Raw genomic sequence first — 22,665 nt, forward strand, 5'->3', positions numbered from 1 at the left:
GGATTACTCGGCAGTTGTGCACAACTCGCTCACCCGGTCGAGGGGGAGTGGGCCAGGCAACCGCCGGGAGCCGTCCCGTTGTCAGTCGCGCCCCCCACAATCGGCAGCATGTACGAGACTCCAGAAGACATGACCGCCCTCCAGCGGCTCCTGGACGACAGTTACGCGACCGCGGGTCCGCACCTGCGGTCGATCATCGACGAGGACCGCCGTCTCGACGCCGCCGGTGTCGTGGCGCGCCTGCGAGGCGTCTCCACCATGGCCCTCGCCACCGTGACGGCTCACGGCGAGCCCCGGGTGGGACCCGTCGACGGTCTCTTCCTCCGGGGCCACTTCCTCTTCGGCTCCGGCCCGGACTCCGCCCGCTTCCGCCACCTCCGCGCCCGCCCGGCCGTCAGCGCCACTGTCTTCGACGGTGAGCTGCTCCAGATCACCGTCCACGGCAAGGCGGTGGAGGTGAGCCCGGCCGAGGACCCCGTTCTGGAACGGTTCCTGATCGAGGTCTACGGGCGGACGGCGTGGGAGGAGTGGATGCACGAGATGCCGTGGGCCCGGATCGAGGCGGAGAAGATGTTCACCTTCATCAACCCCGAGGCCATGGGCCGGCCGGACACCGGCGGTCAGGAGAGACCGGCCGCCGGCGGTCAGAAGGGACCGGACGCAGGCGGTCAGGAGAGAACCGCCTGACGCGGTAGTCCCGGCCGGTTCCCGGTCGGTTCCCGCCCGGGGCCCTCACCGCGGTGCCGGTGCCGGTGACGGCGGCGGTGACGGCGGCGGTGTCAGTGCTCGTAGGGCGGGGCTCCTCGTCCGTACGTACGCAGAGTTCGGTCAACGCGCCGTCTGCTCCGGCGCTGACGGGCAGGCCGAGGACCGAGCAGTACAGCTCGGCCTCGCCCGCGCCCGTACCCCTGACCGTGCCCTCGCCTGCCGTCCGTTCGGCTCCGTCGTCATCCGATGTGATCAAACTATGGACTGCCGGAGTGCCTCCCCGGTGGCGTAGCCGACACGTCCCTTACCGTTTCCGACATGAAGATCTCGGTGCTGGTGGTCGACGGAGTCTTCGACTCGGGGCTCGCCTCGGTGCTCGACGTGCTCCAGACGGCCAACGAACTCCGCGGCGAGCTGTCGCAGCCCCCGGCGCCCTGGCAGGTGACGTGCGTCAGCCCCTACGGGCCGGTGCGCACTGCCGCCGGGCACCGGGTGAACGCGGTGGCACCCGAAGCGGCCCCCGGCCCGGACCTGCTGGTCGTCCCCGGCGTCGGGCACAGGCAGCCCGGACCGCTCACCGACTGGGTCAGCGCGCCCGCCCAGAAGGCCGTCCGCGAGATCGTGGCCGAGACCCGCGCGGCCGGGGTGCCCCTGGCCGCCGCCTGCACGGGCACCTTCGTCCTCGCCGAGAGCGGGGTGCTGGACGGGCTGCAGGCGACCACGAGCTGGTGGCTGGCGCCGGACTTCCGGCAGCGCTATCCCCAAGTGGCCCTGGACGAGACCCACATGCTCACCCACGCCCCCGGCGTCACCACCGCGGGCGCCGCCATGGCCCACCTGGACCTCGCGCTCGCCCTGGTCCGCGAGAGCAGTCCGCCCCTCGCCGACCTGGCGGCGCGCTATCTGGTCATCGACAGCCGCCCCACGCAGGCGAGTTACGCGATCCCCGGGCACCTCGCCCGCGCCGACCCGACCGTCGGAGCCTACGAGCGCTGGGTGCGCGAACACCTCGACCAGCCCCTGCGCATCGCTGACGCGGCCCGTGCCCTCGGCACCAGCGAACGCACTCTCCAGCGCGCCCTCGACCGCGTCATGGGCGTCTCGCCCCTGCGCTTCGCCCAGAGCATCCGCCTCGAACAGGCCGCCCACCTGCTGCGCACCACCGACCTGCCGACCGAGGCGGTGGCCCGCCGGGTGGGCTACGAGAACGCCACGACGCTCACCTCGCTCCTGAGGGAACGCCGCGGCACCACTCCCGGCCGCCTGCGCCGCAACGCGGCCGGCTGACCCTACTCCTCGGCGTCCGGCCCCCCGAGCGCCTCGGCGGTCGCGCGGGCGAAGGCCTCCGGGTTGTCCAGCATGATGTTGTGCCCGCAGTCGGGGACCGGCACCACGGCGACCCCGGCCTCGGCGAGCGCATCGCCGCCGACCACCGGACCGTCGGCCTCCGGCACGAGGTAGGTGCGGGGGATCGTCAGGTCCAGCAGCAGCTCCCGCATGGTGGGAACGCTGCCGCGCACCAGGTGCACCGCGCTGCGGTGCAGCGCCTCCCGCCCGGCCAGGCGCATGGTGGACCACCAGTGCGCCCCCGCCCGGTCGCGCACCTCCCGCCAGCCGCCCGCGAGGAACTCCTCCTCGGAGTACGCGGCTATGCCCCTGCTGCCACCGGAACCGGGCGTTGGCTGCATCGGGTCCAGGTTGGCGTCGATCAGCACCAGGCGGGAGACCAGGTGCGGGTGCCGGGCGGCCAGGACGATGGCGACCGACCCGCCCATGCTGTGCGCGATCAGCTCGGCACCGGCGACGTTCGCGGAGGTGAGCGCCTCGGCAAGGGCGTCGGCGTGGGCTTCCAGGGTGTAGTCGAAGGTGCCGGGCCGATCGCTGATGCCGTGCCCGAGCAGGTCGATCAGCAGGGAACGGTGCCCCGCCAGCAGCGGATGGGCCGCCGCCTCGGCGAAGTAGGCGGGCGAGGTGGAGCCCAGGCCATGGACGTAGACACGGGTGGGTTCACGCCCCGGCAGCTCGGCCCAGCGGATCCTGTCGCCCTCGGGTGTCACGGTGGCGCTGCGCACGGTTCTACTCCCCCAACCTCAAGATCATTGGCAGGAGCGAGGGTAACCCCGGATCCGCGAACAGCCCAGGAAAGGGACCAGGGCCCGACCCCCGAAAGGATCAGGGTCCTGATCTGGCGCGACCAAGTCGGGGTGGCGGGATCTGGCGGTGCGACGCTGCCGGGGGCAGGGGCGGCATGTCGACGCTAGCCCTCGCCGCAGTCCCCCGACAGGTGTCAAGCAGCCATTCATGCCGCACTGGACGCTCTGACGACGCACGGTATCCACAACCGTTGCGGCAGGACTACGCTGTGGGGTGAAGCCCCAGTCCCCGGTATCGATGCTGTGTCCCGCTCCCGGGGAGGCCCACCGTGTTCGTGCTGCTCCTCATCCTCATCGTGGTCTTGTTCGGCCTCGGCTTCTTCAGCCCCATCTGGTGGGTGGCTGCGGCCGTGTTGGTCTTCGGCGTCACCCGGCACGGCCGCGCACGAGGGGGAGGCTGGATCCACGACGACGGTTCCGGTCTGGGGAACTATCGGGACTACCAGGCGCGCCGCGATCGTCAGGACCGCTGGGACCGCCGCTACAGCCGTCAGCACCGGGCGCGTTGGCGGCGCGAGGACCGTAGGGACCGCGAACTCCGCAAGTGATCCGTGGAGTGGCCCGGGAGACGGAGGTTCCGGGACGGCTTCAGCCCGGCCGGACGCGTTTTGATCGTTGAGAGGTGTATGCCGCGCAGCGCACAAGAGTGATCCAAGAGGAGCGGTGGGATCTGCGGACCGAGGCCGCATCACCCTGCAACTCGGTCTCTCGCAGATGCACGTCTCCGGGCTGATTACCGCACCTGTGCGCGCCTGCGCGACCAGGTGATGGCCGAGGCCCACGATCGCAGGAGGGCAGTGTGACGACGCTCGGGGCACAGGCGGCGCCGGAGCGAGCCCCGGCAAGGGCGTGGGTCAGGACCCCAGACCGGCGAGGGGTTCCGAGCCGTCGATGAGGGCGCGGGCCACATCGGCCAGGCGCCGGTTGTGGGAGCGGGCGTAACCGCGCAGTGCGGTGAACGCCTGCTCCATATCGATGCCCTGGCGTTCGGCGAGTTTCCCCTTGGCCTGTTCGATCAGTACCCGGCTGTTCAGCGCCGTCTGAAGTTGCTCGTTGAGCACCGTGCTGCGCTGGGCGGTGCGTTGTTGCAGCAGGCTGATGGTGGCCACGTCGGCCAGGGCCTGGGCGACGGGTACGGCGGCCGGGTCGAAGGGGCCGGGGGCGGTGCTGAAGAGGTTCAGGGCGCCGACGACCTCGTCCCGCAAACGCATCGGCAGGGCCTGGACCGCCCCGAACCCGCTGCGCCGGGCCGCCACCGCGAAGCGCGGCCAGCGGGCGGTCACCGTACCGAGGTCGGAGACGATCACCGGTACGCCGGTGCGGAAGCACTCAAGGCAGGGGCCCTCATCGTTCTGCAGCTGGAAGAGCTCCAGCAGGCGCACTTGTTCGTCGGAGGCGGCCATGACGCGGAGTTTGCCGTCCCGGTCGGCGAGCAGTACCCCGGCGGCGCTGACGTCGAGCATGCCGACGCACCGGTCGGTCAGCAGGCGCAGGAAATCGATGAGGTCGAAGTCGGCGACCAGGTTGTCGGCCAGCTCGACGAAGGTCTTGGCCAGAAGCTGTTGATCCATCGTGGGCACCCTCGATCGAGACTAGTCCTTGCCCGAGGGGACGGGAAGTACGGCACATTCCTTGGCCGGGACCGATGCGTCAGGGTTCCTCCTCGGCCTGATCCGGCTCCGCGTCCGGGGAGAAACGAAGCCGTCGGGCCACCACGTCGGCGGCCACGTCCGCGAGCCGGCGTCCCTGCGCATAGGCGTAGGCGCGGAGCCGGACGAAGGCTTCTTCGATGCCGACTCCGAGCTGAACCGTGAGCATCCCGCTCGCCTGGTCGATCTCAGCCCGGTACGTGCCCAGATCCTCGAAGCCGCGGTCCGGCATCGGCCCGCCGGTCGGCGCGCCCGCCTCGTCGATCCTCGTATCGAGCAGGAGCAGCGTCGCGAGATCGGCGAACGCCAGCGCGTCGGCCAGTTCCTCCTTGTCCAGTACGGTCGGAACGCCGGCGTACAGGTCCAGAACCCGGGGCTGATCGCCCCCTTCTGCAGGGGGAGCGAGAACACCGCGCGCGCTCCGGCCTCCAGGGCCGCGTCCGCGAACACGGCCCAGTGATCCTGAAGTCCGCTGGTGAGCAGATCGGGTGTGAGGACGGCCGAGCCACGTACATAGGCGTCCACGCAGGGCCCCTCGCCCAGCGTGAGCTGGAGCTCTTCCAACTGCTCGCTGATGTCGTCGGTGCTGCACAGCGGATGGCTCGCCGCGGTCCGGGACATCGCCGACAGGCCGGCCCCGCCGACCGGCAGCGCGGCCACGGCCGCGGTGCACACGTCCACCACACTCACCCGGGCACCTCGTCGGACCGCCTGCTCGGCCACCAGCATCCGAACGCGGGCCGACCGCCTGTCAGGCCCCACCCGGGCCACCGTCTCCCGGCATGGTGACAAGGCCCTCCAGCCTCACCGTGGTGCGTTCCCCGAGGGGAAACACCGGCGCGCGGAGCGTGGCGGCGCCCAGGGGCCTGCGAAGCTCTCCGATGTCCAGCCACCCCCAGGAGCGGAACGCAGCGAGGGTCGGGCGATCGGCCCGGTCCACCAGGGTCGCGCCGAGCATGGCCTGATGGCCGGTCAGCAGCCGCTCCTGCACCTGACGGGCGAGTCCCCGGTCCTGCGGATGCGGCCGGATCAGAATGCCGGTGAACGCGAAGGCGTTCCCGGACACGGTGAGTTGCCCGACGCTGCGCGGCAGTGTCCCTTCGAAGCCGAGCCACCAGGAGCCGTCGCACTGTACCGGCAATCCGAAGGCGCATCCCATGAGGCGGTCCGTCTCGGCGATCACCATGGCTAATTCCGGTCGGCGCATGTCCACGATGAGGCGGTCCACGAAGTTCTGGCGGCTGGGGCGGCGGTACGGATCACCCGGCGGCGTTGCGCGGGACCCCACGTACAGCCCCGCCAGATCCTCACGCAGGTCCTCCACCAGCCAGCGGCTCAGCCGACGCAACCGCACCGGAGTCATGGCTGAGAGCTCGCCGTCCCCCGGCTTCCGTGTCTGTCCCCGCCCTGGTTCGGCCTTCATCGCGCATCTCCCGGGAGAACAGGCGCAAGGGGGACAGACCGGTGCGGCGGGGCCGAAAGGGGTGCGTCCGGGGTGTCGCCGAGGGGAGGTCGTAGGTGGCCGGACGGAAGGTGGACGGTGAGCTGTGAGAGGGACATGACGCCTCGGTTCGGAAGACCATCCGCCGGGGGGCACCGGGAGCCGGAGTTCCGGCTCCCGGTGCCCGCTCCGGCAGGGGCGTATTTTCGGCGGAGGCGGAGCAACGGCCGGTCCGACAGCCTGCGCAGCAGGACAGAGGACCCACCCCGTTCCCTCCAGGGATGCGCCGGGTGACAGACGAAGAGTCCGCACCCCCCAGCCCACACGCGGGGGTACGAGTGGAGTCGATGGTCCGTGCGCGAGGCCGCTGACGGAAGCTGGCTGGTCACCCGTGGTGAGTGGTACGGCCGCGGCCCCCGTCGCGATAGTCCTGCCGTTCGCCGGTGGTCGGCGACGCGAACCGGCCCGGTTCCACCAGGGGCTGCGGCGTGCCGCGGCCGCGGCGGCCGGGCAGGCGGGCGCTGTACTGGTGCACGGCGATTCTGTCGGCGTGCTGGATGTTGAGCCGGTGGATCAGGTACGCCGCCGCTGCGACGAGGACCACGAAGGAGGCGGCTGTCAGGAAGGCGTTCATGGCGGCCACCTCACATACCGATGATCAGGCGGCTGGCCCGGCCGGGCGGACCGGTCTGTCGGGGAACGGTTGCGGACACCGCGGCGGCGCCGCCCTCGAACTCCCATGCCTCGTCCGGGTCCAGTGGCTCGTCGGTCGCCAACACGCCGTGCGTCGCCAACACGCCGTGCCGGGCCTCGTCCGCGGCGATGAGCGCGCTCGCGGTCAGTGGTGGGCCATCGAAGTCGGACGCGGCAGCCATCAGCCGGGCCGCCGACTCCGCCCCGGTTTCGGGCGGGATGATCAGCAGGTCCCAGCGGCCGGTGCTGTAGGAGAGCAGCAGCAGCTTGTGGGGGTCGATCTCCGGGGCGAACCAGCCGACCTTGACGATGTGCCCGTCCACGGGAATCTTGCGGGGGACGACCGGCCAGTGCTTCGGGTTGACGGCGATGCGGGTGATGCGGCCCCACAAGGGGTCCAACACGTCGGTCAGTGCGGGTAGTTCGCTCATCAGATCCCGGGAGCGGGGCCACCAGGCACCGTCCAGGAGCCCGCGTGAGGTGCCGTCGGTCTTCAGGGTGAGACGCGCGGCCGGGGCTGCGACGGGCTCGGTGTGCGGCAGAGGTGGAAGCAAGGTCGCCAACATGATGCGGACCCGTCTCCGGGCCGCTTCTGCGGCGGCCCGGGTTTCATGGTTCGCCGAGAACGACCCGGCGTGGAAGCCGGTGTGCGAAATGCTCTCGGTACTGCCCACACTACTCCGCGCTCCGCCGCCGCGCGGAGTATGCGGCGGCCTAGATGTGGAGCAGTCGTTGAGTGATCTCCCGGTACTGCCTCAGCGCGTGTCGGAGTTCGTCGGACTGTGTTCCGGGGCCCTGGTCCTGCCAGCCGGCGCGCAGGAGACGCCGCCGTTTTGCGAGGGCGTTCACGAGCTGGGCGGTGGCTTCGTCATAGGCGCTCTCGGCCTCTTCCAGCGCCTCGAGCGGGGCGTCGGCGAAGGTGTTGAGGGCGTGCCGGAGGCGCTGGATGATCTCGTCCTGTTCGTTCGACGGGAGCAGCGGCTCCGGGCCCGGGCCGCGGCGCCCGGCCGGATCCGGAGTTCGGCCCGCGGGCTGCTGGGCGCGCGTCTGGTCGTACATCATCGGGGACCGCTTCCGTTCCGCCTGAAGGCTTCCTTGGCCTTCTCGACGGCCTGTTTCAGGCCTCCGGAGACCCGGTCGGCCCCGCCCCGGCGTTGCAGTCGCCTGTTGCGGGCGACCCGTCCGAGCTCTTCCGTGATCCTTCCCTGCATCGTCTGCGCCTGGTTCCTGATGGCCCGTGAAACGGTCATGGCCGGCCTCGCTGTTGTCCGGTAGATGGGTTCCCGCGGGGGCTGGGCGAGGCGGGAAGGCGGAATGCTTCGCCGTGCGTTCCGGGGTGGCATGGCCCTGCACCGTGCTGCCAGTCAACGTCCGGCAACGGTCCGTGTCAACGCGGCGGCCACGCGATTCGGCCCGCCTCGTTACGGAGCGTGCGGGAGTACGGTGGAGAAGGCGAGGGCTCTTCGAATGCCGGTGTCCGAACCGGCCCCGTTCTCGCGACTCCCCTCACATGGGCAGCCCGTGACCCCGGCCGCGCCATCCGCATCCAGGCCGAGGAGCAACGTATGCCACTCAGTCCGACCAGGTCCACGACGGTCACACCGTCGGCCCCCGTCCTGCCGCCTCAGGGCTACGACGGGACGTCCCCCTTCCCACAGGACGGCCCGGCGCCCGCGCGCGACGGCGGTGAGCGGCTGTACGTCACGGTGACGGCGGTGATCGTCGTCCTGCCGTTCGTGGCGATCGGCCTGGCCGGCTGGCTGCTGTGGGGGAGTCTCATCCATCCCGCCGACATCGTGCTCGCCCTCGTCCTCTACGCGATCACGGGCCTCGGCGTCACGGTCGGCTTCCACCGTGGCCTCACCCACGTCGGCTACCGGGCCGTCCGCCCCGTGCGGATCGCGCTCGCGGTCGCCGGTTCGATGAGTTTCCAGGGTGACGTCATCGGATGGGTAGCCATCCACCGCCGCCATCACGCCTTCACCGACCGGCCGGGTGATCCGCACTCCCCGTACCGCTACGGCACGCATCTGCGCGGCCAGTTGCGCGGTCTGCTGCACGCGCACGTCGGCTGGCTGTTCCGCAACGACCATACGCCGCCGGAGCGTTACGCCCCCGATCTCCTGGCCGACCGCGACATCCGCGCCGTCGCCCGCGCCTTCCCGGCGTTGTGCGTCCTCACCCTCGCCCTGCCGTTCGCGGTGGGCTGGGTCATCGGCGGTACGTGGCTGTACGGCGTAACCGCCTTGCTGTGGGCGGGACTTGTGCGTATCGCGCTGCTTCACCACGTCACCTGGAGCGTGAACTCCCTCTGTCACATGGTCGGTGAGCGCCCGTTCCGCACCCGGCGTCACGACCGGGCAACCAACCTGTGGCCCCTCGCCCTGCTGTCGTTCGGCGAGAGCTGGCACAACCTCCACCACGCCGACCCCACCAGCGCCCGCCACGGCGTCGACCGCGGCCAGCTCGACCCCTCCGCCGCCGTCATCCGCCTCCTGGAACGCCTCGGCTGGGTGCACGACGTGCGCTGGCCCACTCCGGACCGCGTGGCCGCCCGCCGCGCCTGACACCGGTCACTCACCTCCTCCGCCGCACGGCAGTCGACAGGAGCTTTCATGACCACCGCGCTGCAACCCCCTCCTCCGTCCCGACCTCTTCTCCGCCTGCGCCTGGCTCCCCACGCGGGCATGCCCCGGCCCATCGACGGAGCGTGGTGGCCCCGTTCGCACGACCTGCTCGCCGAACTCCCCTGGCTGCTCGCCGGGTTGCCGCGCGCGTGGGGCCACATCACCAGCGTCACCGTCAACGGAACGACGTGGTCCGCGGTGCCCGGCCGGACGCTCGTCTTCAACCAGGTCGTACGCCTGCGCAGGACCGTGGCGGCATCCGCCCCGCACACCATCATCCTGCTCGCCCCCGGCCGGGGGCGCTGGGACCTGCTGGTCGTGCCTCCGGATACGACCGAGGAGGCCGCGGAACCGCTCATGGCGGCCGCGGCAAGTGGTCGCGCCTGATCCGGCCCGCCACGGACTGCCCGGCGAATCATCAGGCACCGACGGCCAGAGCGGCGACGACGACCGTCACACCCCCACCTCCAGTCGGCCGGGCGGGCTGCTGGTGGCCTCGTACGAGGAGGCCCGGGGCGGTGAAGGAGGAGACTCGGCTGAGGGTGGAGGCGGCTATCGCAGAGCTGGGCTACGTGCGGGGCAGAGGCGTGCCGGGGCAGCACGCGGCTCACTGGCGTAGATCGGGATTCGCCACCTGGCTGTTCCAGCCGGCTGCCACCGGGTGGTACCCGAAGAAGGCCCCACAGGTGGCGCGCCCGGTGCCGCTGCTGACTGATCCATGGCCGGGGGTGCCGGCACGGGGGAGGAACGCCGCCAGCCGTGCTGAGATGTGCTGGGTGCCGATTGCACAGGGGTTGACTCCGCACGGGCTCCGGCACACCAACAAGAAGATCATGCGGGATCTCCGGACGCCGCCCAAGCTGATGGACGAGCGTCTGGGCCACCTGGACGGTTCGGTTCAGGCTCGGTACGACCACATCACCCCGGGGATGCGCCGGAGACTGATGGAGGGGCTGACCGAGGTTTGGGAAGCAGCGCTGGCTACACGACGCGCGATGTGCCCTACATCACCTGTGCGCGTCCTGGATGAGCTGCTGCGGGCACCCCAGGGGTGACCTATGGGATTCCGCTTTCCTTGATCCACTCCCCGCTCACTCCCCGCGGGACTCCCAGGCACTCCAAAAACGACTCAGGGCCGGTCTCCTTGATAAGGAGACCGGCCCTGAGCTGCTGTTACGCCAGTCGGGGTGGCGGGATTTGAACCCACGACCTCTTCGTCCCGAACGAAGCGCGCTGCCAAGCTGCGCTACACCCCGGTGCAACGAGAACTACTTTAGCGGACCGGAGCGCGGAGGCGAAATCCGGTTTCCCCGGGGAGGCGCAGGTGAGGGGGTGGAAGGCCCTCACCCGCGCCGGTGGGGGCTCAGTCGCGGGCGACGAGCGTGAGCAGCGTGGCTTCCGGGGGGCAGGCGAAGCGGACCGGGGTGTAGCGGTTCGTTCCGCAGCCGGCCGAGACGTGCAGGTACGACTGGTGGCCGCCCGCGCGGTGGGTGGACAGGCCCTTCACCCGGCGGGTGTCGATGTCGCAGTTGGTGACCAGGGCCCCGTAGAAGGGGATGCACAGCTGGCCGCCGTGGGTGTGGCCGGCGAGGATCAGCGGGTAGCGGTCGGCCGTGAAGGCGTCCAGGACCCGCAGGTAGGGGGCGTGGACGACGGCGAGCGAGAAGTCGGCCGCCTCCTCGGGGCCCCCGGAGACGTGCTCGTACCGGTCCCGCTTGATGTGCGGGTCGTCGAGGCCCGTCAGGGCGATCTCCAGCCCGTCGATCTTGAGGGAGCCGCGGGTGTTGGTCAGGTTGACCCAGCCCGCCGCGTCGAAGCCGTCGCGCAGCTCCTCCCAGGGGTTGTGGATCACGCCGACGGCCGGGGCGTTGCCGTTCAGGCCGTGCCGGCCGGTGGCCTTCTCGAGCAGGTAGCGGGCGGGGTTGCGCAGCTTGGGGCCGTAGTAGTCGTTCGAGCCGAAGACGTACGCGCCGGGGAAGTCCATCAGCGGGCCGAGCGCGTCCAGGGTCTCGGGCACGCCCTCCGGGTCGGACAGGTTGTCGCCGGTGTTGATCACGAAGTCGGGGCGCAGGCCCGCCAGGGACTGGAGCCAGCGCTGCTTCTTGCGCTGTCCGCCGACCATGTGGATGTCGGAGACCTGGAGGATCCGCAGCGGCCGCATGCCGGCGGGCAGCACGGGCACGGTGACCCGGCGCAGCCGGAAGGAGCGGACTTCGTAGCCGGCGGCATAGGCGAGGCCTGCCGCGCCGACCGCCGTGATTCCCAGGGGTACTCCGTATCGCGCACGCATGGTGCCCATCGTCGCAGACGGTGCGGGGTGCTGGTTCACCGGCCGGTGGGGGCAAGGGAGTTGCCCCCACCGGGGTGGCGGGAAGCCGCGCCGGGCGGGGCGGCCGGCGGTTAATGCGGGGCGCGCGCCGGGGCGGGATGCGAAGATTGCGGCATGACCACGCTCAAGTCCAGGCTTCAGGACGACCTCACGGCCGCCATCAAGGCGAAAGACGAGCTGCGCTCCGCCACGCTGCGCCTCACGCTCTCCGCGATCAGCTACGAGGAGACCGCGGGCAAGTCTCCGCGCGTGCTGTCCGACGACGAGGTGCTGAAGGTCATCACCCGCGAGGCGAAGAAGCGCCGCGAGGCCGCCGAGGCGTTCGACAAGGGCGGCCGGGCCGAGTCGGCCCAGCGGGAGCGCGCCGAGGGCGACCTGCTCGCCGAGTACCTGCCGAAGCAGCTGTCGGACGAGGAGCTGGCCGCGATCGTCGCGGACGCGGTGGCCGAGGCCAAGGCCGGCGGCGCCGAGGGCCAGCGGGCCATGGGTGCCGTCATGAAGATCGTGAACCCGAAGGTCGCCGGCCGCGCCGAGGGCGGCCGCGTCGCCGCCGAGGTCAAGCGCCGGCTGGCCGGCTGACCGCCTCCGTACGGACGACCGGCTGACCGGCCCCCGTACGGACCGGCTGACCGCCCCCGTACGGACTCCACGGGACACCAGAAGAAGAGGGGCGCCCGGACCGTGATCACGGTCCGGGCGCCCCTCTTCTCTTCCGCAGGCGGAAGGTTTGTCACCGCTCGTCGGGGCCGCCGATGATCCCCGGGAGGATGCCGTTCGGCTGCGCCGGGTCGGGCTGGTCGCCGTCGGTGGCGCTGCGCGGCTTGTTGGTGGCGGGCTTGCCCGGCTTGCCGGACCCCGGCTTGTTCGCGCCGGGCTTGTTGCCGGGCTTGGCGGGGCGGTTCGGGGTGCGCTTGTCGCCCTTGTCGCCGCCCGCGTCCCGCTCGGAGTCGGAGACCTTCACCGTGCCGAACGTGGGGGCGTCCTTGCCGTCCAGCGCGCCCGCCATGGCGTCGCGCCAGATGGGGCCGGGGGTGTCCGCGCCGTAGACCTTGTCGTGGTAGACGCCGCCGATGGTGATGTTCTCCATCTCCACCTTCTTGCTGCCCGGGCCGCCGACCCAGACGGCACCCGCCATGTTGGGGGTGTAGCCGACGAACCAGGCGGCCTTGCGCTCGTCGGTCGTGCCGGTCTTGCCCGCGCTGTCACGGCCGGAGAGCCCGGCCTCCTTGCCGGTGCCGTCCTCGATCACGCCCTGGAGGAGGGTGTTGACGGTGTCGGCGGTCTGCTCGGACATCGCCCGCGAGCACTTCGTCTTCGGCACCCGCAGCGCCTTGCCGTCGGGGCCGGTGGCCGACTCGACGATCACCGGGGTGCAGTAGGTGCCGCGGTTGGCGAAGGCCGCGTAGGCGGAGGCCATGGTGAGCGGGGACATGCCCGAGGTGCCGAGGGCGATCGACGGCACCTGCTGGAGCTTGCTGCCGTCGGCGGGCTTCACGCCCAGCTTGTCCGCCATCTTGGTCACCGGGCAGATGCCGATGTCCTCGATCATCTGGATGAAGTAGGTGTTGACCGACTTCGCGGTCGCCTCCTTCATCCCGTACGGGCCGCGCTCGCTGCGGTTCTCATTGTTGACGGTCTCGCCGCCGCCGTTCTTCCAGGGCTTGCCGCACGTCTCCACCTCGCTCGGGTAGGGCATCGAGTACGGCGAGGAGTACGTCTTGTTGGGGGAGGTGCCCTCCTCCAGGGCCGCCGCGGCGAGGATCGGCTTGAACGTCGAGCCGACCTGGAAGCCGTAGTTGGATCCGCCCATGGCGTGGTCGGCGGACAGGTTGATCTGCGTCTGGTTCTCACCGAAGCCGTACGGGCGGGACTGGCCCATGCCGAGCACCTTGCCGGTGCCGGGCTCGACGATCGAGACGGCCGTGGCGACCGGGTCGCTCTGGTAGACGTGATCGGTGATCGACTTCTGGACGGACTTCTGGGTCTGCGGGTCGAGGGTGGTGCGGATGGTCATGCCGCCCTCGTTCCACCGCTTGGCCCGGGCCTCCTTCGTCTTGCCGAAGACCGGGTCCTGGAGGAAGGTCTCGCGGACGTAGTCGCAGAAGAAGCCGGCCCCGTCGACGGCGGTGATGCAGCCGCTCTTGGGCCTGCTGACCTTGAGGCTCAGCGGCTTGGCCTGCTCGGCGGCCGCCTCGGCGGGGGTGACGTTCTTCAGCTCGGCCATGCGCTGGAGGACGGTGTTGCGGCGCTTGGTGGCCTCCTTGGGGGCCATGACCGGGTCGTAGCGGCTGGGGGACTGGACGATGCCGGCCAGCAGCGCGGACTCGCCGAGGGTGAGGTCCTTGGCGTGCTTGCTGAAGTAGCGCTGGGAGGCTGCCTCGACCCCGTAGGCCTGCTGCCCGAAGAAGGTGATGTTCAGGTAGTTGTTGAGGATGCGGTCCTTGCCGAGTTCCTTCTCGACCTGGATGGCGTACTTCAGCTCCTTGACCTTGCGGCCGAGGGTCTGCTGCGTGGCCACGGCGACCTTGTCGGGGTCGTCGCCGGCCTCCTCGATGAAGACGTTCTTGACGTACTGCTGGGTGAGGGTGGAGGCACCCTCGGAGACGCCGCCGGACTGGGCGTTCTTGTTGAGCGCGCGGAGGACGCCCTTGAGGTCGACCGCGCCGTGCTCGTAATAGCGCGAGTCCTCGATCGCGACGATCGCCTTCTGCATATAGGGCGAGATCTCGTTCAGCGGCACCACCGTGCGGTCCCGGGAGTAGACCTTCGCGATCTCTCCGCCCTGGGCGTCGAGGATGGTGGTGCGCTGGCTGAGCGGTGGGGTCTTGAGGTTTGCGGGGATCTCGTCGAACCCCTCGACCGATCCCTTGGCGGCCAGGCCGAAAGCTCCGATGCCCGGCAGGGCCAGCCCCGCCAGCACGACTCCGGAGAGCACGCTGACGCCGAGGAACTTCGCGGCCTGCCTGGTCACTGTCGGACCCCCGCCCGAGCGCTTCATAGCCATGGGGCGAAGCCTACGTTCTCATTCGGCGGACAGACGCAGGTGTGTTCGCCTACGCTGTTTCACGCCAGTCACTGCGATGCGGTTCAGCATCACCACTGCTCTCACTCTTGTGAGTGATGAGATGTGCCCGTATTGCCACCTGTGTCACCGGCTGCCCTTCACGAGGTGGGTGAATCACCCATTTGTGTCAGGGAAAGTCGCTGATGTCGCCAGCTCACTCCGTTGGGTGATCTGCCGCGTACGCATAGTCCGTTCGGGCCATTCAAGATTGGGCCCGAAGGGGGTGTTGCCCCCTGCCCGCCTTCCGTAACGTCCTCAACTGGCAACGGTGAATATGCCGCTGCCGCCGTGGGGGAGCCCCGATTCGGGAGAGGACGGCGCCAGCATGGGCTGGGTAACCGACTGGAGTGCGCAGGCCGCCTGCCGCACTACCGATCCGGATGAACTGTTCGTTCAGGGCGCAGCGCAGAACAGGGCGAAGGCGGTCTGCACCGGCTGCCCCGTGCGGACCGAATGTCTTGCCGACGCGCTGGACAACCGCGTCGAGTTCGGCGTGTGGGGCGGGATGACTGAGCGGGAGCGGCGCGCTCTGCTGCGTCGCAGGCCCACGGTCACCTCCTGGCGCAGGCTCCTGGAGACCGCGCGGAGCGAGTACGAGCGCGGCGCCGGCATCCTGCCGCTGGGCGACCCGGAGTACGACGAGTACGCGGCCGTCGGCTAGGAGTCCCGGCACCCCCGACCCGGCCGCCGTCCGGTCCTCGGGTGACGTATGAGTGGTCGGTGCGTGAGCGGTCGCTGTGTGAACGGTCGACGCGTGCACAGGCGACGCATGAGCAGCAGTCTTCCGCGGGTCGGTCCTTCGGCGGCTTTTTGCAGCCGGCGCTTCCGGCAGCCCGGTGCTCGGCAGGTCAGCGCTTCGGACAGTCAGCGCTCCCGGCGGTCAGGCCTCCGGGCCGGGCGGTCCGTCCGTCCCTGAGCTGAGCCGGCGTTGCCGACGATCGGCGCTTCCGGCAGGAAGTACTTCCGGCGGCTGGTGCTTCCGGTGCTTCCGGTGATCAATCCTCCGGCCGGCTCTGGTCCGCGAGGCGTTCGCCGATGGCCCGCAGGCCCGCCAGGTCGTGCACGTCGCCGGGCAGGGCGGGCACCTGTGCCACCGGGACCTCCGGGTGCCGGGCGGTGAAGCGGTCGCGCGTGCGCTGCTCGCGGGCGAGCACCTGCATGCGCTCGGCGTGCAGACGCAGCAGTCCCGCCGCCAGCCTTGCCGAGGCCGCCTCCACGGGCGCCCTGGAGTCGCCTTCGGGCGCCCCCTCGGGCGACGCTTCTGGATCGGGCGATGCTTCTGCATTTTCTGCATCTTCTGGATCTTGTGGATCGATCGCCACCGTCGAGCCTGTGACCACCGGCTCCGTGTCTCCCGGCTCTGTGGCTCCTGAGTGCGTGGGCTGGGGGAAGCCACTCTCGGGAATGTCGAGCACAGTGGGAGCGCCGGGAGAGGACGTGTCCGTGGGAGCGAGGGTGCCAGGGCCATCAGCGGTACGTGAGCCAGCCTGCCCGCTGCCACGATCCACAATGCCGGAACCGGCAAGATTTTCTGTGTAATCGCAAGGAGGCCCGGCGACGTCCGTGAGCGTTTCGGCCGCGGCCAGCGCGCGCTGCGCGGAGAGCCGGTCCGCCCCGCTGCCGTGGACCCGGTTCAGGACCAGCCCGGAGAGCGGCATCCGCTCCGCGGCCAGCCGCTCGATGAAGTACGCGGCCTCCCGCAGGGCGTCGCTCTCCGGTGCGGCGACTACCAGGAAGGCCGTGCCCGGTGCCTGGAGCAGCCGGTAGGTGGCGTCGGCACGGGTACGGAAGCCGCCGAACATGGTGTCCATCGCGGCGACGAAGGTCTGTACGTCGCGCAGCAGCTGGCCGCCCATCAGTTTGTTCAGGGGCCCGCTCATCATCGACATGCCGACGCCCAGGAACTTCATGCCGGCCCGGCCGCCGATCTTCGCCGGGGCCATCAGCACCTTGATGAACTTGCCGTCCAGGAACGACCCCAGCCGCCCCGGCGCGTCCAGGAAGTCCAGTGCCGAGCGGCTGGGCGGGGTGTCGACGACGATCAGGTCCCACTCGTCGCGGGCGCGCAGCTGGCCGAGTTTCTCCATGGCCATGTACTCCTGCGTGCCGGCGAAACCGGCCGACAGGGACTGGTAGAAGGGGTTCTCCAGGATGGCCCGGGCGCGCTCCTTGTCCGCGTGCGCCTCGACGATCTCGTCGAAGGTCCGCTTCATGTCGAGCATCATCGCGTGCAGCTCGCCGCCGGCGGAGCCGTCGACGCCGGGCACCCGCCGGGGCACGTTGTCGAGTTCCTCGATGCCCATCGACTGGGCGAGCCGCCGCGCCGGGTCGATGGTGAGGACGACGACCTTCCGGCCGCGCTCGGCCGCCCGTACGCCCAGGGCGGCCGCGGTGGTGGTCTTGCCGACGCCGCCGGAGCCGCAGCACACGACGATGCGGGTGCGCGGGTTGTCCAGAACGGTGTCGATGTCGAGCGGCGCCGCTGCCGAGTCGAGGCTCACTGAGCCCCCCTTGTCTGCTTCTGCCCCGGTTTCCGGCCGGGGGCTCCCCCCGTTCCCGCCCGTGCGGCGCGGGGGTACGGCTGTCTCGGTCGTCGTCGTCCGTGGCGCGGCCGTCGCGTGGGTGCCGGTCACGGGCATCCTTGCTTCCGCAGTGCGCGCGCCATGCCGTAGAGGCCGCCCAGGTCGACGCCGTCGCCGAGCAGCTGGAGTTCGTAGGTGGGCAGGCCGAGACGGGCGATGTCGGCGCGGCCCCGCTGTTCCAGCGCGAGGCGCTCCGTGTGCTCGCGCGCCTGCTCCAGCAGGGGGTCGACGAGCGGTTCCACGAGTCCCGTGCGCCGCGCGCCGCCCGAGCCGGTGCGCTCCAGGGCGTACGTGAGGGCGTGCGCCACGTCTTCACGCCGGCCGTTCGAGGCGGCCTCGACGGCCGCCTCGTCGAGTATCGCGGGCCGGATCATGTTGACGACGACGCCGCCCACCGGCAGGTTCGCCGCCCGCAGCTCCGCGATGCCGTCCGCCGTCTCCTGAACCGGCATCTCCTCCAGCAGCGTCACGAAGTGCACCGCCGTCTCGGGTGACTTGAGCACGCGCATGACGGCCTGCGCCTGGTTGTGGATGGGCCCGATGCGGGCCAGCCCGGCCACTTCGTCGTTGACGTTGAGGAAGCGGGTGATCCGGCCGGTGGGCGGCGCGTCCATGACGACGTGGTCGTACACGAAGCGGCCCGTACGGTCCTTCCTGCGCACCGCCTCGCACGCCTTGCCGGTCAGCAGGACGTCCCGCAGCCCCGGCGCGATGGTCGTCGCGAAGTCGATGGCGCCGAGCTTCTTCAGCGCCCGCCCGGCGCTGCCGAGCTTGTAGAACATGTGGAGGTAGTCGAGGAGGGCCTGCTCGGCGTCGATGGCGAGGGCGTACACCTCGCCGTCCCCGGGTGCGACGGCGATCTTCCGTTCCTCGTAGGGCAGCGCCTCCGTCTCGAAGAGCTGCGCTATGCCCTGTCTGCCTTCGACCTCGACCAGCAGGGTGCGCTTGCCCTCGGAGGCGAGGGCGAGCGCGAGGGCCGCGGCGACCGTGGTCTTGCCGGTACCGCCCTTGCCGCTTACGACATGGAGCCTGCTCATGATTCGGAGCCTAATTCGTCCGCAACGGCCGCGTGGCGCCAGGTGGTGACTTCAGGTCGTTCGAGTGGCGAGGCGCGGAGGGTGAGGCACGGGGGGTGAGGGGTGAGGCACGCGGCGAGGGCGGCCACGCGCCTTCCACGCCCACCGCCCCCGGTATCCCGCGGACTTGGCGGCGGACTGCTGGACTGCTGGACTGCCGGACTGCCGGACTGGCGGACCGCCGGGCTGCTGGACCGCCGCACCGCTGGACTGTCGGCTCGGCGGCTCGGTGGCTCGGCGGCGGCCCGCCCAGGGCCGGGTGCGGGCCGACGGCGTCCCCTGGCGCCAGCGGCGCTCCGGCTGCCCTCCGGCTGTCCTCCAGCCTCCGGCTACGCCAGGAGTCGGCGCCTGGTCAGCGCCATGACCGCGTCGCGGTCGTATGCTCCGTGGTCGGCCGCGATGAGATGCGTGCCGATCCGCAGCGAGAAGGTGATCATGCAGCGGACCTCTACCTCGTCCTCGTCGGGGCAGAAGGAGCCGAACAGCGAGCGCAGATAGTCCATCCGCCGGTTGTCCACGCGCCGCAGGCGCTGTGCGACGGATTCGTCGCGCCGGGCCCAGTCGCGGACGGCGAGTTCGGTGGCGACGCCCGTCGCCGGGCCTTCGGCGGACGCGACGAAGGTGAACAGCCGGTCCAGTTTGGCCCTGGCGTCCCCGCTCCCGGCCTCCACCCGCTCGACCATCCCCTCGGCGGCCTCGTGCTCCCACGTGTCGAGCATCTCGGTGAGCAGTGCTCCCCGGTTGCGGAAGTAGCCGTAGAAGCCGCCCTTGCTGACGCCGAGCGCCTGCGCCAGCGACTCGATGCGGACGGCGTCGGGGCCGCCGGAGGCCAGGGCCCGCAGGCCCTCTTCGATCCATGCGCCGCGAGGCGTGCGGGCCGCGCCCATGGTGTGTCTCCCCTCACGTCTGCCCCCATCTATACGGTGCCGTATAGATGGGTCTAACCTCGTTCTATACGGCATCGTATAGACGGGGGGCCACCCATGAGACTGCCCAATTCCGCACACACTTCCCGCCCCTGGCGGATCCACGAGATCGCCGGCGACTTCCGGATCGACGACGTCTGGGCCCTGCCCACACCGGGCGGGCCTGACGACCTCGCCTGGCTGGTCCGCCAGTTCGCGAACGGAGACCCGGAGGCGGCGTCGCCCGTCTCCTCCCCCGTGGCGAGCTTCCTCTTCGCGGTCCGCTGGAAGCTCGGGAAGCTGCTCGGTTGGGACAAGGACGACTCCGGCGTCGGCGCCCGGGTGCCGACGCTGCACGACCGGCTGCCGGCGGACCTCCGGGACGGCCCGAGGGGTCCCGACACGGCGTCGACTCCGTTCACCTCCGTCTACCAGACGCACGACGAATGGGTCGCCGAGATGGGCAACCGGACGGTGCACGCGCTGATGCACATCGGCTGGGTCCCGGACGGGGCAGGCGGCTACCGCGGCCAGATGGCCGTCCTGGTGAAGCCGAACGGCCTGCTCGGCGTCGCGTACATGGCGGCCATCAAGCCCTTCCGGTACCTGCTGGTGTACCCGGCGCTGCTGCGGACGATCGGGCGCGAGTGGCAGGCGGGCGCCGCCGAGCGGAGCGCGGCCTGACCGGTCACGGTCCGGCCGGCCGCTCCGGGCGTTCGCGGGGCTGTCGGCGCGAGGCATTACAGTCGGGCCCATGACCAAGTGGGAATACGCGACCGTGCCGCTCCTCGTGCACGCGACCAAGCAGATTCTGGACACCTGGGGCGAGGACGGCTGGGAGCTGGTCCAGGTCGTGCCGGGTCCCAACAACCCCGAGCAGCTCGTGGCCTACCTCAAGCGGGAGAAGGCATGAGCGCCGTCGAGGACAAGCTCGCCGAGCTCGGCCTGACCCTGCCGGACGTGGTGCCGCCGCTGGCCGCGTACCAGCCGGCCGTGCGCTCCGGCGCGTACGTCCACACCGCCGGCCAGCTGCCCATGGTCAAGGGTTCGATCCCGGTGACCGGCAAGGTCGGCGCCGAGGTCAGCGCCGAGCAGGCCAAGGAGCTGGCGGCCGTCTGCGCGCTCAACGGCCTGGCCGCCGTGAAGTCGGTGATCGGCGACCTCGACAAGATCGTGCGCGTCGTCAAGGTCGTGGGCTTCGTGGCCTCCGCGCCGGACTTCACCGGTCAGCCGGGTGTCATCAACGGCACGAGCGAGCTGCTGGGTGAGGTGCTGGGCGAGAAGGGCGTGCACGCGCGCTCGGCCGTCGGCGTGGCGGTCCTGCCGCTGGACGCGCCGGTCGAGGTCGAGTTCCTGGTGGAAGTCCGGGACTGAAGGGCCCTGACCGGCATCGACCTGGACCGCCGGCACTGACCGTGTCCGGCTCCGGGCGGAAGTGGTGACAAGCGCCGCCGTGAGAGCCGGTCGTGAGAGCAGGTCGTGAGGGGCGAAGCCTCTCCGACCTGGCCCTCTCGAACATCCGCCCGTAAGCGCATAGCATCCGGCCATGTCACCTTCGAACGGCCAGTGGTACCCGCCGGAGTGGCCGGACCGGATCAGAGCGCTCAGCCAGGGCACGCTGCGGCCCGTGGCGCCCCGCCGTGCCGCGACCGTGCTGCTGCTGCGCTCGGGGGACGCCGGCCCCGCCGTGCACATGCTGCGCAGACGCGCCTCCATGGCCTTCGCCGGAGGCGCGTACGCGTATCCGGGCGGCTCGGTGGACCCGCGCGACGAGCGGGACGTGCCCTGGGCGGGGCCGTCCCGCGCGCAGTGGGCACACCGCCTGCGGACCGACGAGGCCACCGCGCAGGCCATCGTCTGCGCCGCCGTCCGCGAGACCTTCGAGGAGGCGGGCGTGCTGCTCGCCGGCCCGGCGCCGGACACGGTCGTCGCGGACACGACGGGCGAGGACTGGGAGGCCGACCGGGCCGCGCTGGTCAGCCGCGAGCTGGCGTTCGCCGACTTCCTGGACCGCCGCGGCCTGGTGCTGCGCAGCGACCTGCTCGGCGCGTGGGCCCGTTGGATCACACCGGAGTTCGAACCGCGCCGCTATGACACGTGGTTCTTCGTGGCCGCCCTGCCCGAGGGCCAGCGCACGCGCAACGCCTCCACGGAAGCCGACCGCACCGTCTGGGCCGCGCCCGCGGAGGCGGCCGCCGGCTACGACCGCGGCGAGCTGTTGATGATGCCGCCGACCATCTCCACGTTGCGCTCCCTGGTGCCCTACGCCACGGTTCCGGAGGTGCTGGCGGCCTCGGGCGACCGGGACCTCACGCCCGTCCTCGCCCGGGCGCGGCTGGAGGGGGAGGAGATCGTGCTGAGCTGGCCCGGGCATGATGAGTTCACCCGGCATGTCGACGTGACCGGGCCGACGGCCTCGGACCCGGTCGTGGCCGGCCGTGACGACGACGCCGCGCACCGCTTCGCCGACGACCACACCGAGCACCACTCCGCTTCAGGACCCGCGGGAGCCGACGCATGACGTACGCCACCGACCTGCCCGGACAGCCGCGCGGTGCCGCCGCGAGCGGCCCCGCGACGGCCCGCGCGACCTGTGTGCTCGCGCCCAACCCGTCCGCCATGACGCTGGACGGCACCAACACCTGGATCCTGGCCGAGCCGGACTCCGGCCTTGCCGTCGTCGTGGACCCTGGCCCGCCGGACGAGCAGCACCTGCGGAACGTCATCGCCACCGCCGAGGCGGCGGGCAACCGCGTCGCCCTGACCCTCCTCACGCACGGCCACGCGGACCACTCGGGCGGCGCCGCGCGTTTCGCCGAGCTGACGGGGACGAAGGTACGGGCGCTGGACCCGGCCCTCCGGCTGGGCGGCGAGGGGCTCGGCGTCGGGGACGTCGTCACGACGGGCGGCCTGGAGCTCCACGTCATCTCCACCCCCGGCCACACGTCGGACTCCCTGTGCTTCCACCTGCCGGCGGACCGCGCGGTGCTGACCGGTGACACGGTCCTCGGCCGCGGCACCACGATCGTCGCCCACCCCGACGGGCGGCTCGGTGACTACCTGGACTCGCTGCGGCGGCTGCGGGCCCTCGCGGTCGACGAGGGCGTGGAGACGGTGCTGCCCGGGCACGGGCCGGTGCTGGACGACGCCCGGGGCGCCGTCGAGTACTACCTGGCCCACCGGGCCAAGCGCCTCGCCCAGGTCGAGACGGCGGCCGAGAACGGGCACCGCACCGCGGAAGAGGTCGTGGCCGTCGTCTACGCGGACGTCGACCGGTCGCTGTGGCCGGCGGCGGAGCTGTCGGTGCGGGCGCAGCTGGACTATCTGGACGAGCACGGGCTGATCTGACCACTGACGGGCCCGTTGACGGGCCGTTGGTCGGCCTGGCATGACGCCCCGTTCGGCACGATCGCGTGCTGAGGCCCCGGCCCTGATGCG

Annotated in this window: 24 protein-coding genes, 1 tRNA gene and 1 pseudogene; 13 read left to right on the plus strand and 13 right to left on the minus strand. The window is 71.2% G+C overall.

The window, feature by feature from the left end; genetic code table 11:
* Positions 1 to 108: 108 nt before the first annotated feature.
* Complete coding sequence (locus CYQ11_RS16280) at positions 109 to 687, plus strand: pyridoxamine 5'-phosphate oxidase family protein (RefSeq protein WP_099199825.1); 579 nt, start codon at positions 109 to 111, stop codon at positions 685 to 687.
* Positions 688 to 1,026: 339 nt separating this feature from the next.
* Positions 1,027 to 1,995: a GlxA family transcriptional regulator gene (locus CYQ11_RS16285; protein WP_181143675.1), complete on the plus strand. Its 969-nt coding sequence runs from the start codon at positions 1,027 to 1,029 to the stop codon at positions 1,993 to 1,995.
* A 2-nt stretch (positions 1,996 to 1,997) separates the two neighbouring features.
* On the opposite strand, the gene CYQ11_RS16290 is transcribed toward CYQ11_RS16285, so the two are convergent.
* Positions 1,998 to 2,780, minus strand: coding sequence for an alpha/beta fold hydrolase (locus CYQ11_RS16290; RefSeq protein WP_099199824.1), 783 nt, complete (start codon positions 2,778 to 2,780; stop codon positions 1,998 to 2,000).
* Positions 2,781 to 3,130: 350 nt separating this feature from the next.
* Here CYQ11_RS16290 and CYQ11_RS16295 point away from each other — a divergent pair, with 350 nt between their 5' ends.
* Positions 3,131 to 3,409, plus strand: coding sequence for a hypothetical protein (locus tag CYQ11_RS16295; RefSeq protein WP_099199823.1), 279 nt, complete (start codon positions 3,131 to 3,133; stop codon positions 3,407 to 3,409).
* Positions 3,410 to 3,715: 306 nt separating this feature from the next.
* On the opposite strand, the gene CYQ11_RS16300 is transcribed toward CYQ11_RS16295, so the two are convergent.
* From CYQ11_RS16300 to CYQ11_RS16325, 6 genes are all read right to left on the minus strand, one after another.
* Entirely contained in the window at positions 3,716 to 4,432 is a 717-nt protein-coding gene (locus CYQ11_RS16300; RefSeq protein WP_099199822.1) for a GAF and ANTAR domain-containing protein, read from the minus strand.
* A gap of 79 nt (positions 4,433 to 4,511) precedes the next feature.
* Complete coding sequence (locus CYQ11_RS30310) at positions 4,512 to 4,742, minus strand: ANTAR domain-containing protein (protein WP_341533603.1); 231 nt, start codon at positions 4,740 to 4,742, stop codon at positions 4,512 to 4,514.
* A gap of 519 nt (positions 4,743 to 5,261) precedes the next feature.
* Positions 5,262 to 5,873 carry a hypothetical protein gene (locus CYQ11_RS16310; protein WP_099199821.1) on the minus strand — a complete coding sequence of 204 codons (612 nt, stop codon included), beginning with the start codon at positions 5,871 to 5,873 and terminating at the stop codon, positions 5,262 to 5,264.
* Between the two features lie 463 nt (positions 5,874 to 6,336).
* A complete protein-coding gene (locus CYQ11_RS16315; RefSeq protein WP_099200200.1) occupies positions 6,337 to 6,585 on the minus strand; it encodes a hypothetical protein in 249 nt (82 codons plus the stop codon).
* Positions 6,586 to 6,595: 10 nt separating this feature from the next.
* Positions 6,596 to 7,318, minus strand: a complete 723-nt coding sequence (locus CYQ11_RS16320) for a DUF5994 family protein (protein ID WP_099199820.1) — start codon at positions 7,316 to 7,318, stop codon at positions 6,596 to 6,598.
* A 40-nt stretch (positions 7,319 to 7,358) separates the two neighbouring features.
* Complete coding sequence (locus tag CYQ11_RS16325) at positions 7,359 to 7,706, minus strand: hypothetical protein (protein ID WP_099199819.1); 348 nt, start codon at positions 7,704 to 7,706, stop codon at positions 7,359 to 7,361.
* Positions 7,707 to 8,209: 503 nt separating this feature from the next.
* Between CYQ11_RS16325 and CYQ11_RS16335 the strand changes: the two genes are divergently transcribed.
* The 3 genes and pseudogenes from CYQ11_RS16335 to CYQ11_RS16345 form a co-directional block, all read left to right on the plus strand.
* On the plus strand, positions 8,210 to 9,211 hold the full coding sequence (locus tag CYQ11_RS16335) for an acyl-CoA desaturase (RefSeq protein ID WP_099199817.1): 1,002 nt from the start codon (positions 8,210 to 8,212) through the stop codon (positions 9,209 to 9,211).
* Between the two features lie 48 nt (positions 9,212 to 9,259).
* The gene (locus CYQ11_RS16340; RefSeq protein WP_099199816.1) at positions 9,260 to 9,658 is read left to right on the plus strand and encodes a DUF5994 family protein; all 399 of its coding nucleotides are present in this window, start codon (positions 9,260 to 9,262) and stop codon (positions 9,656 to 9,658) included.
* 122 nt (positions 9,659 to 9,780) lie between these two features.
* Positions 9,781 to 10,326: pseudogene (locus CYQ11_RS16345) on the plus strand (helix-turn-helix domain-containing protein); the annotation flags it as partial.
* Between the two features lie 127 nt (positions 10,327 to 10,453).
* Here the strand turns inward: CYQ11_RS16345 and CYQ11_RS16350 are convergent.
* Both CYQ11_RS16350 and CYQ11_RS16355 read right to left on the minus strand, forming a co-directional pair.
* A tRNA-Pro gene (locus CYQ11_RS16350) sits at positions 10,454 to 10,527 on the minus strand.
* A gap of 107 nt (positions 10,528 to 10,634) precedes the next feature.
* Entirely contained in the window at positions 10,635 to 11,561 is a 927-nt protein-coding gene (locus tag CYQ11_RS16355; protein ID WP_099200198.1) for a metallophosphoesterase, read from the minus strand.
* Between the two features lie 153 nt (positions 11,562 to 11,714).
* Here CYQ11_RS16355 and CYQ11_RS16360 point away from each other — a divergent pair, with 153 nt between their 5' ends.
* Complete coding sequence (locus tag CYQ11_RS16360; RefSeq protein WP_099199815.1) at positions 11,715 to 12,179, plus strand: GatB/YqeY domain-containing protein; 465 nt, start codon at positions 11,715 to 11,717, stop codon at positions 12,177 to 12,179.
* Between the two features lie 151 nt (positions 12,180 to 12,330).
* Here the strand turns inward: CYQ11_RS16360 and CYQ11_RS16365 are convergent, their stop codons facing one another.
* Positions 12,331 to 14,604 carry a transglycosylase domain-containing protein gene (locus tag CYQ11_RS16365; protein ID WP_099199814.1) on the minus strand — a complete coding sequence of 758 codons (2,274 nt, stop codon included), beginning with the start codon at positions 14,602 to 14,604 and terminating at the stop codon, positions 12,331 to 12,333.
* 385 nt (positions 14,605 to 14,989) lie between these two features.
* Between CYQ11_RS16365 and CYQ11_RS16375 the strand changes: the two genes are divergently transcribed.
* On the plus strand, positions 14,990 to 15,325 hold the full coding sequence (locus tag CYQ11_RS16375; protein ID WP_181143676.1) for a WhiB family transcriptional regulator: 336 nt from the start codon (positions 14,990 to 14,992) through the stop codon (positions 15,323 to 15,325).
* Positions 15,326 to 15,659: 334 nt separating this feature from the next.
* Here CYQ11_RS16375 and bagB read toward each other — a convergent pair whose 3' ends face one another.
* From bagB to CYQ11_RS16390, 3 genes are all read right to left on the minus strand, one after another.
* Positions 15,660 to 17,303: an ATPase BagB gene (gene bagB, locus CYQ11_RS16380; protein ID WP_099199811.1), complete on the minus strand. Its 1,644-nt coding sequence runs from the start codon at positions 17,301 to 17,303 to the stop codon at positions 15,660 to 15,662.
* Positions 17,294 to 18,283, minus strand: coding sequence for an ATPase BagA (gene bagA / locus CYQ11_RS16385; RefSeq protein WP_099199810.1), 990 nt, complete (start codon positions 18,281 to 18,283; stop codon positions 17,294 to 17,296). Before bagA ends, bagB begins: the two co-directional genes overlap by 10 nt.
* A gap of 368 nt (positions 18,284 to 18,651) precedes the next feature.
* The gene (locus tag CYQ11_RS16390; RefSeq protein WP_099199809.1) at positions 18,652 to 19,209 is read right to left on the minus strand and encodes a TetR/AcrR family transcriptional regulator; all 558 of its coding nucleotides are present in this window, start codon (positions 19,207 to 19,209) and stop codon (positions 18,652 to 18,654) included.
* Positions 19,210 to 19,305: 96 nt separating this feature from the next.
* On the opposite strand from CYQ11_RS16390, the gene CYQ11_RS16395 reads away from it, so the two are divergent.
* The 5 genes from CYQ11_RS16395 to CYQ11_RS16415 all read left to right on the plus strand — a co-directional run bounded on the left by CYQ11_RS16395 (position 19,306) and on the right by CYQ11_RS16415 (position 22,575).
* Positions 19,306 to 19,911, plus strand: coding sequence for a DUF2867 domain-containing protein (locus CYQ11_RS16395; protein WP_099199808.1), 606 nt, complete (start codon positions 19,306 to 19,308; stop codon positions 19,909 to 19,911).
* A gap of 70 nt (positions 19,912 to 19,981) precedes the next feature.
* Positions 19,982 to 20,140, plus strand: coding sequence for a Sp36 family protein (gene sp36, locus CYQ11_RS16400; RefSeq protein WP_003967454.1), 159 nt, complete (start codon positions 19,982 to 19,984; stop codon positions 20,138 to 20,140).
* Entirely contained in the window at positions 20,137 to 20,601 is a 465-nt protein-coding gene (locus CYQ11_RS16405) for a RidA family protein (RefSeq protein ID WP_099199807.1), read from the plus strand. The genes sp36 and CYQ11_RS16405 overlap by 4 nt, the downstream gene beginning before the upstream one ends.
* A 172-nt stretch (positions 20,602 to 20,773) precedes the next feature.
* A complete protein-coding gene (locus CYQ11_RS16410; protein ID WP_240003442.1) occupies positions 20,774 to 21,748 on the plus strand; it encodes an NUDIX hydrolase in 975 nt (324 codons plus the stop codon).
* Entirely contained in the window at positions 21,745 to 22,575 is an 831-nt protein-coding gene (locus tag CYQ11_RS16415) for an MBL fold metallo-hydrolase (RefSeq protein ID WP_099199806.1), read from the plus strand. Before CYQ11_RS16410 ends, CYQ11_RS16415 begins: the two co-directional genes overlap by 4 nt.
* Positions 22,576 to 22,665: the final 90 nt, after the last annotated feature.

This window comes from Streptomyces cinnamoneus, from assembly GCF_002939475.1.
Classification (GTDB): Bacteria; Actinomycetota; Actinomycetes; order Streptomycetales; family Streptomycetaceae; genus Streptomyces; species Streptomyces cinnamoneus_A.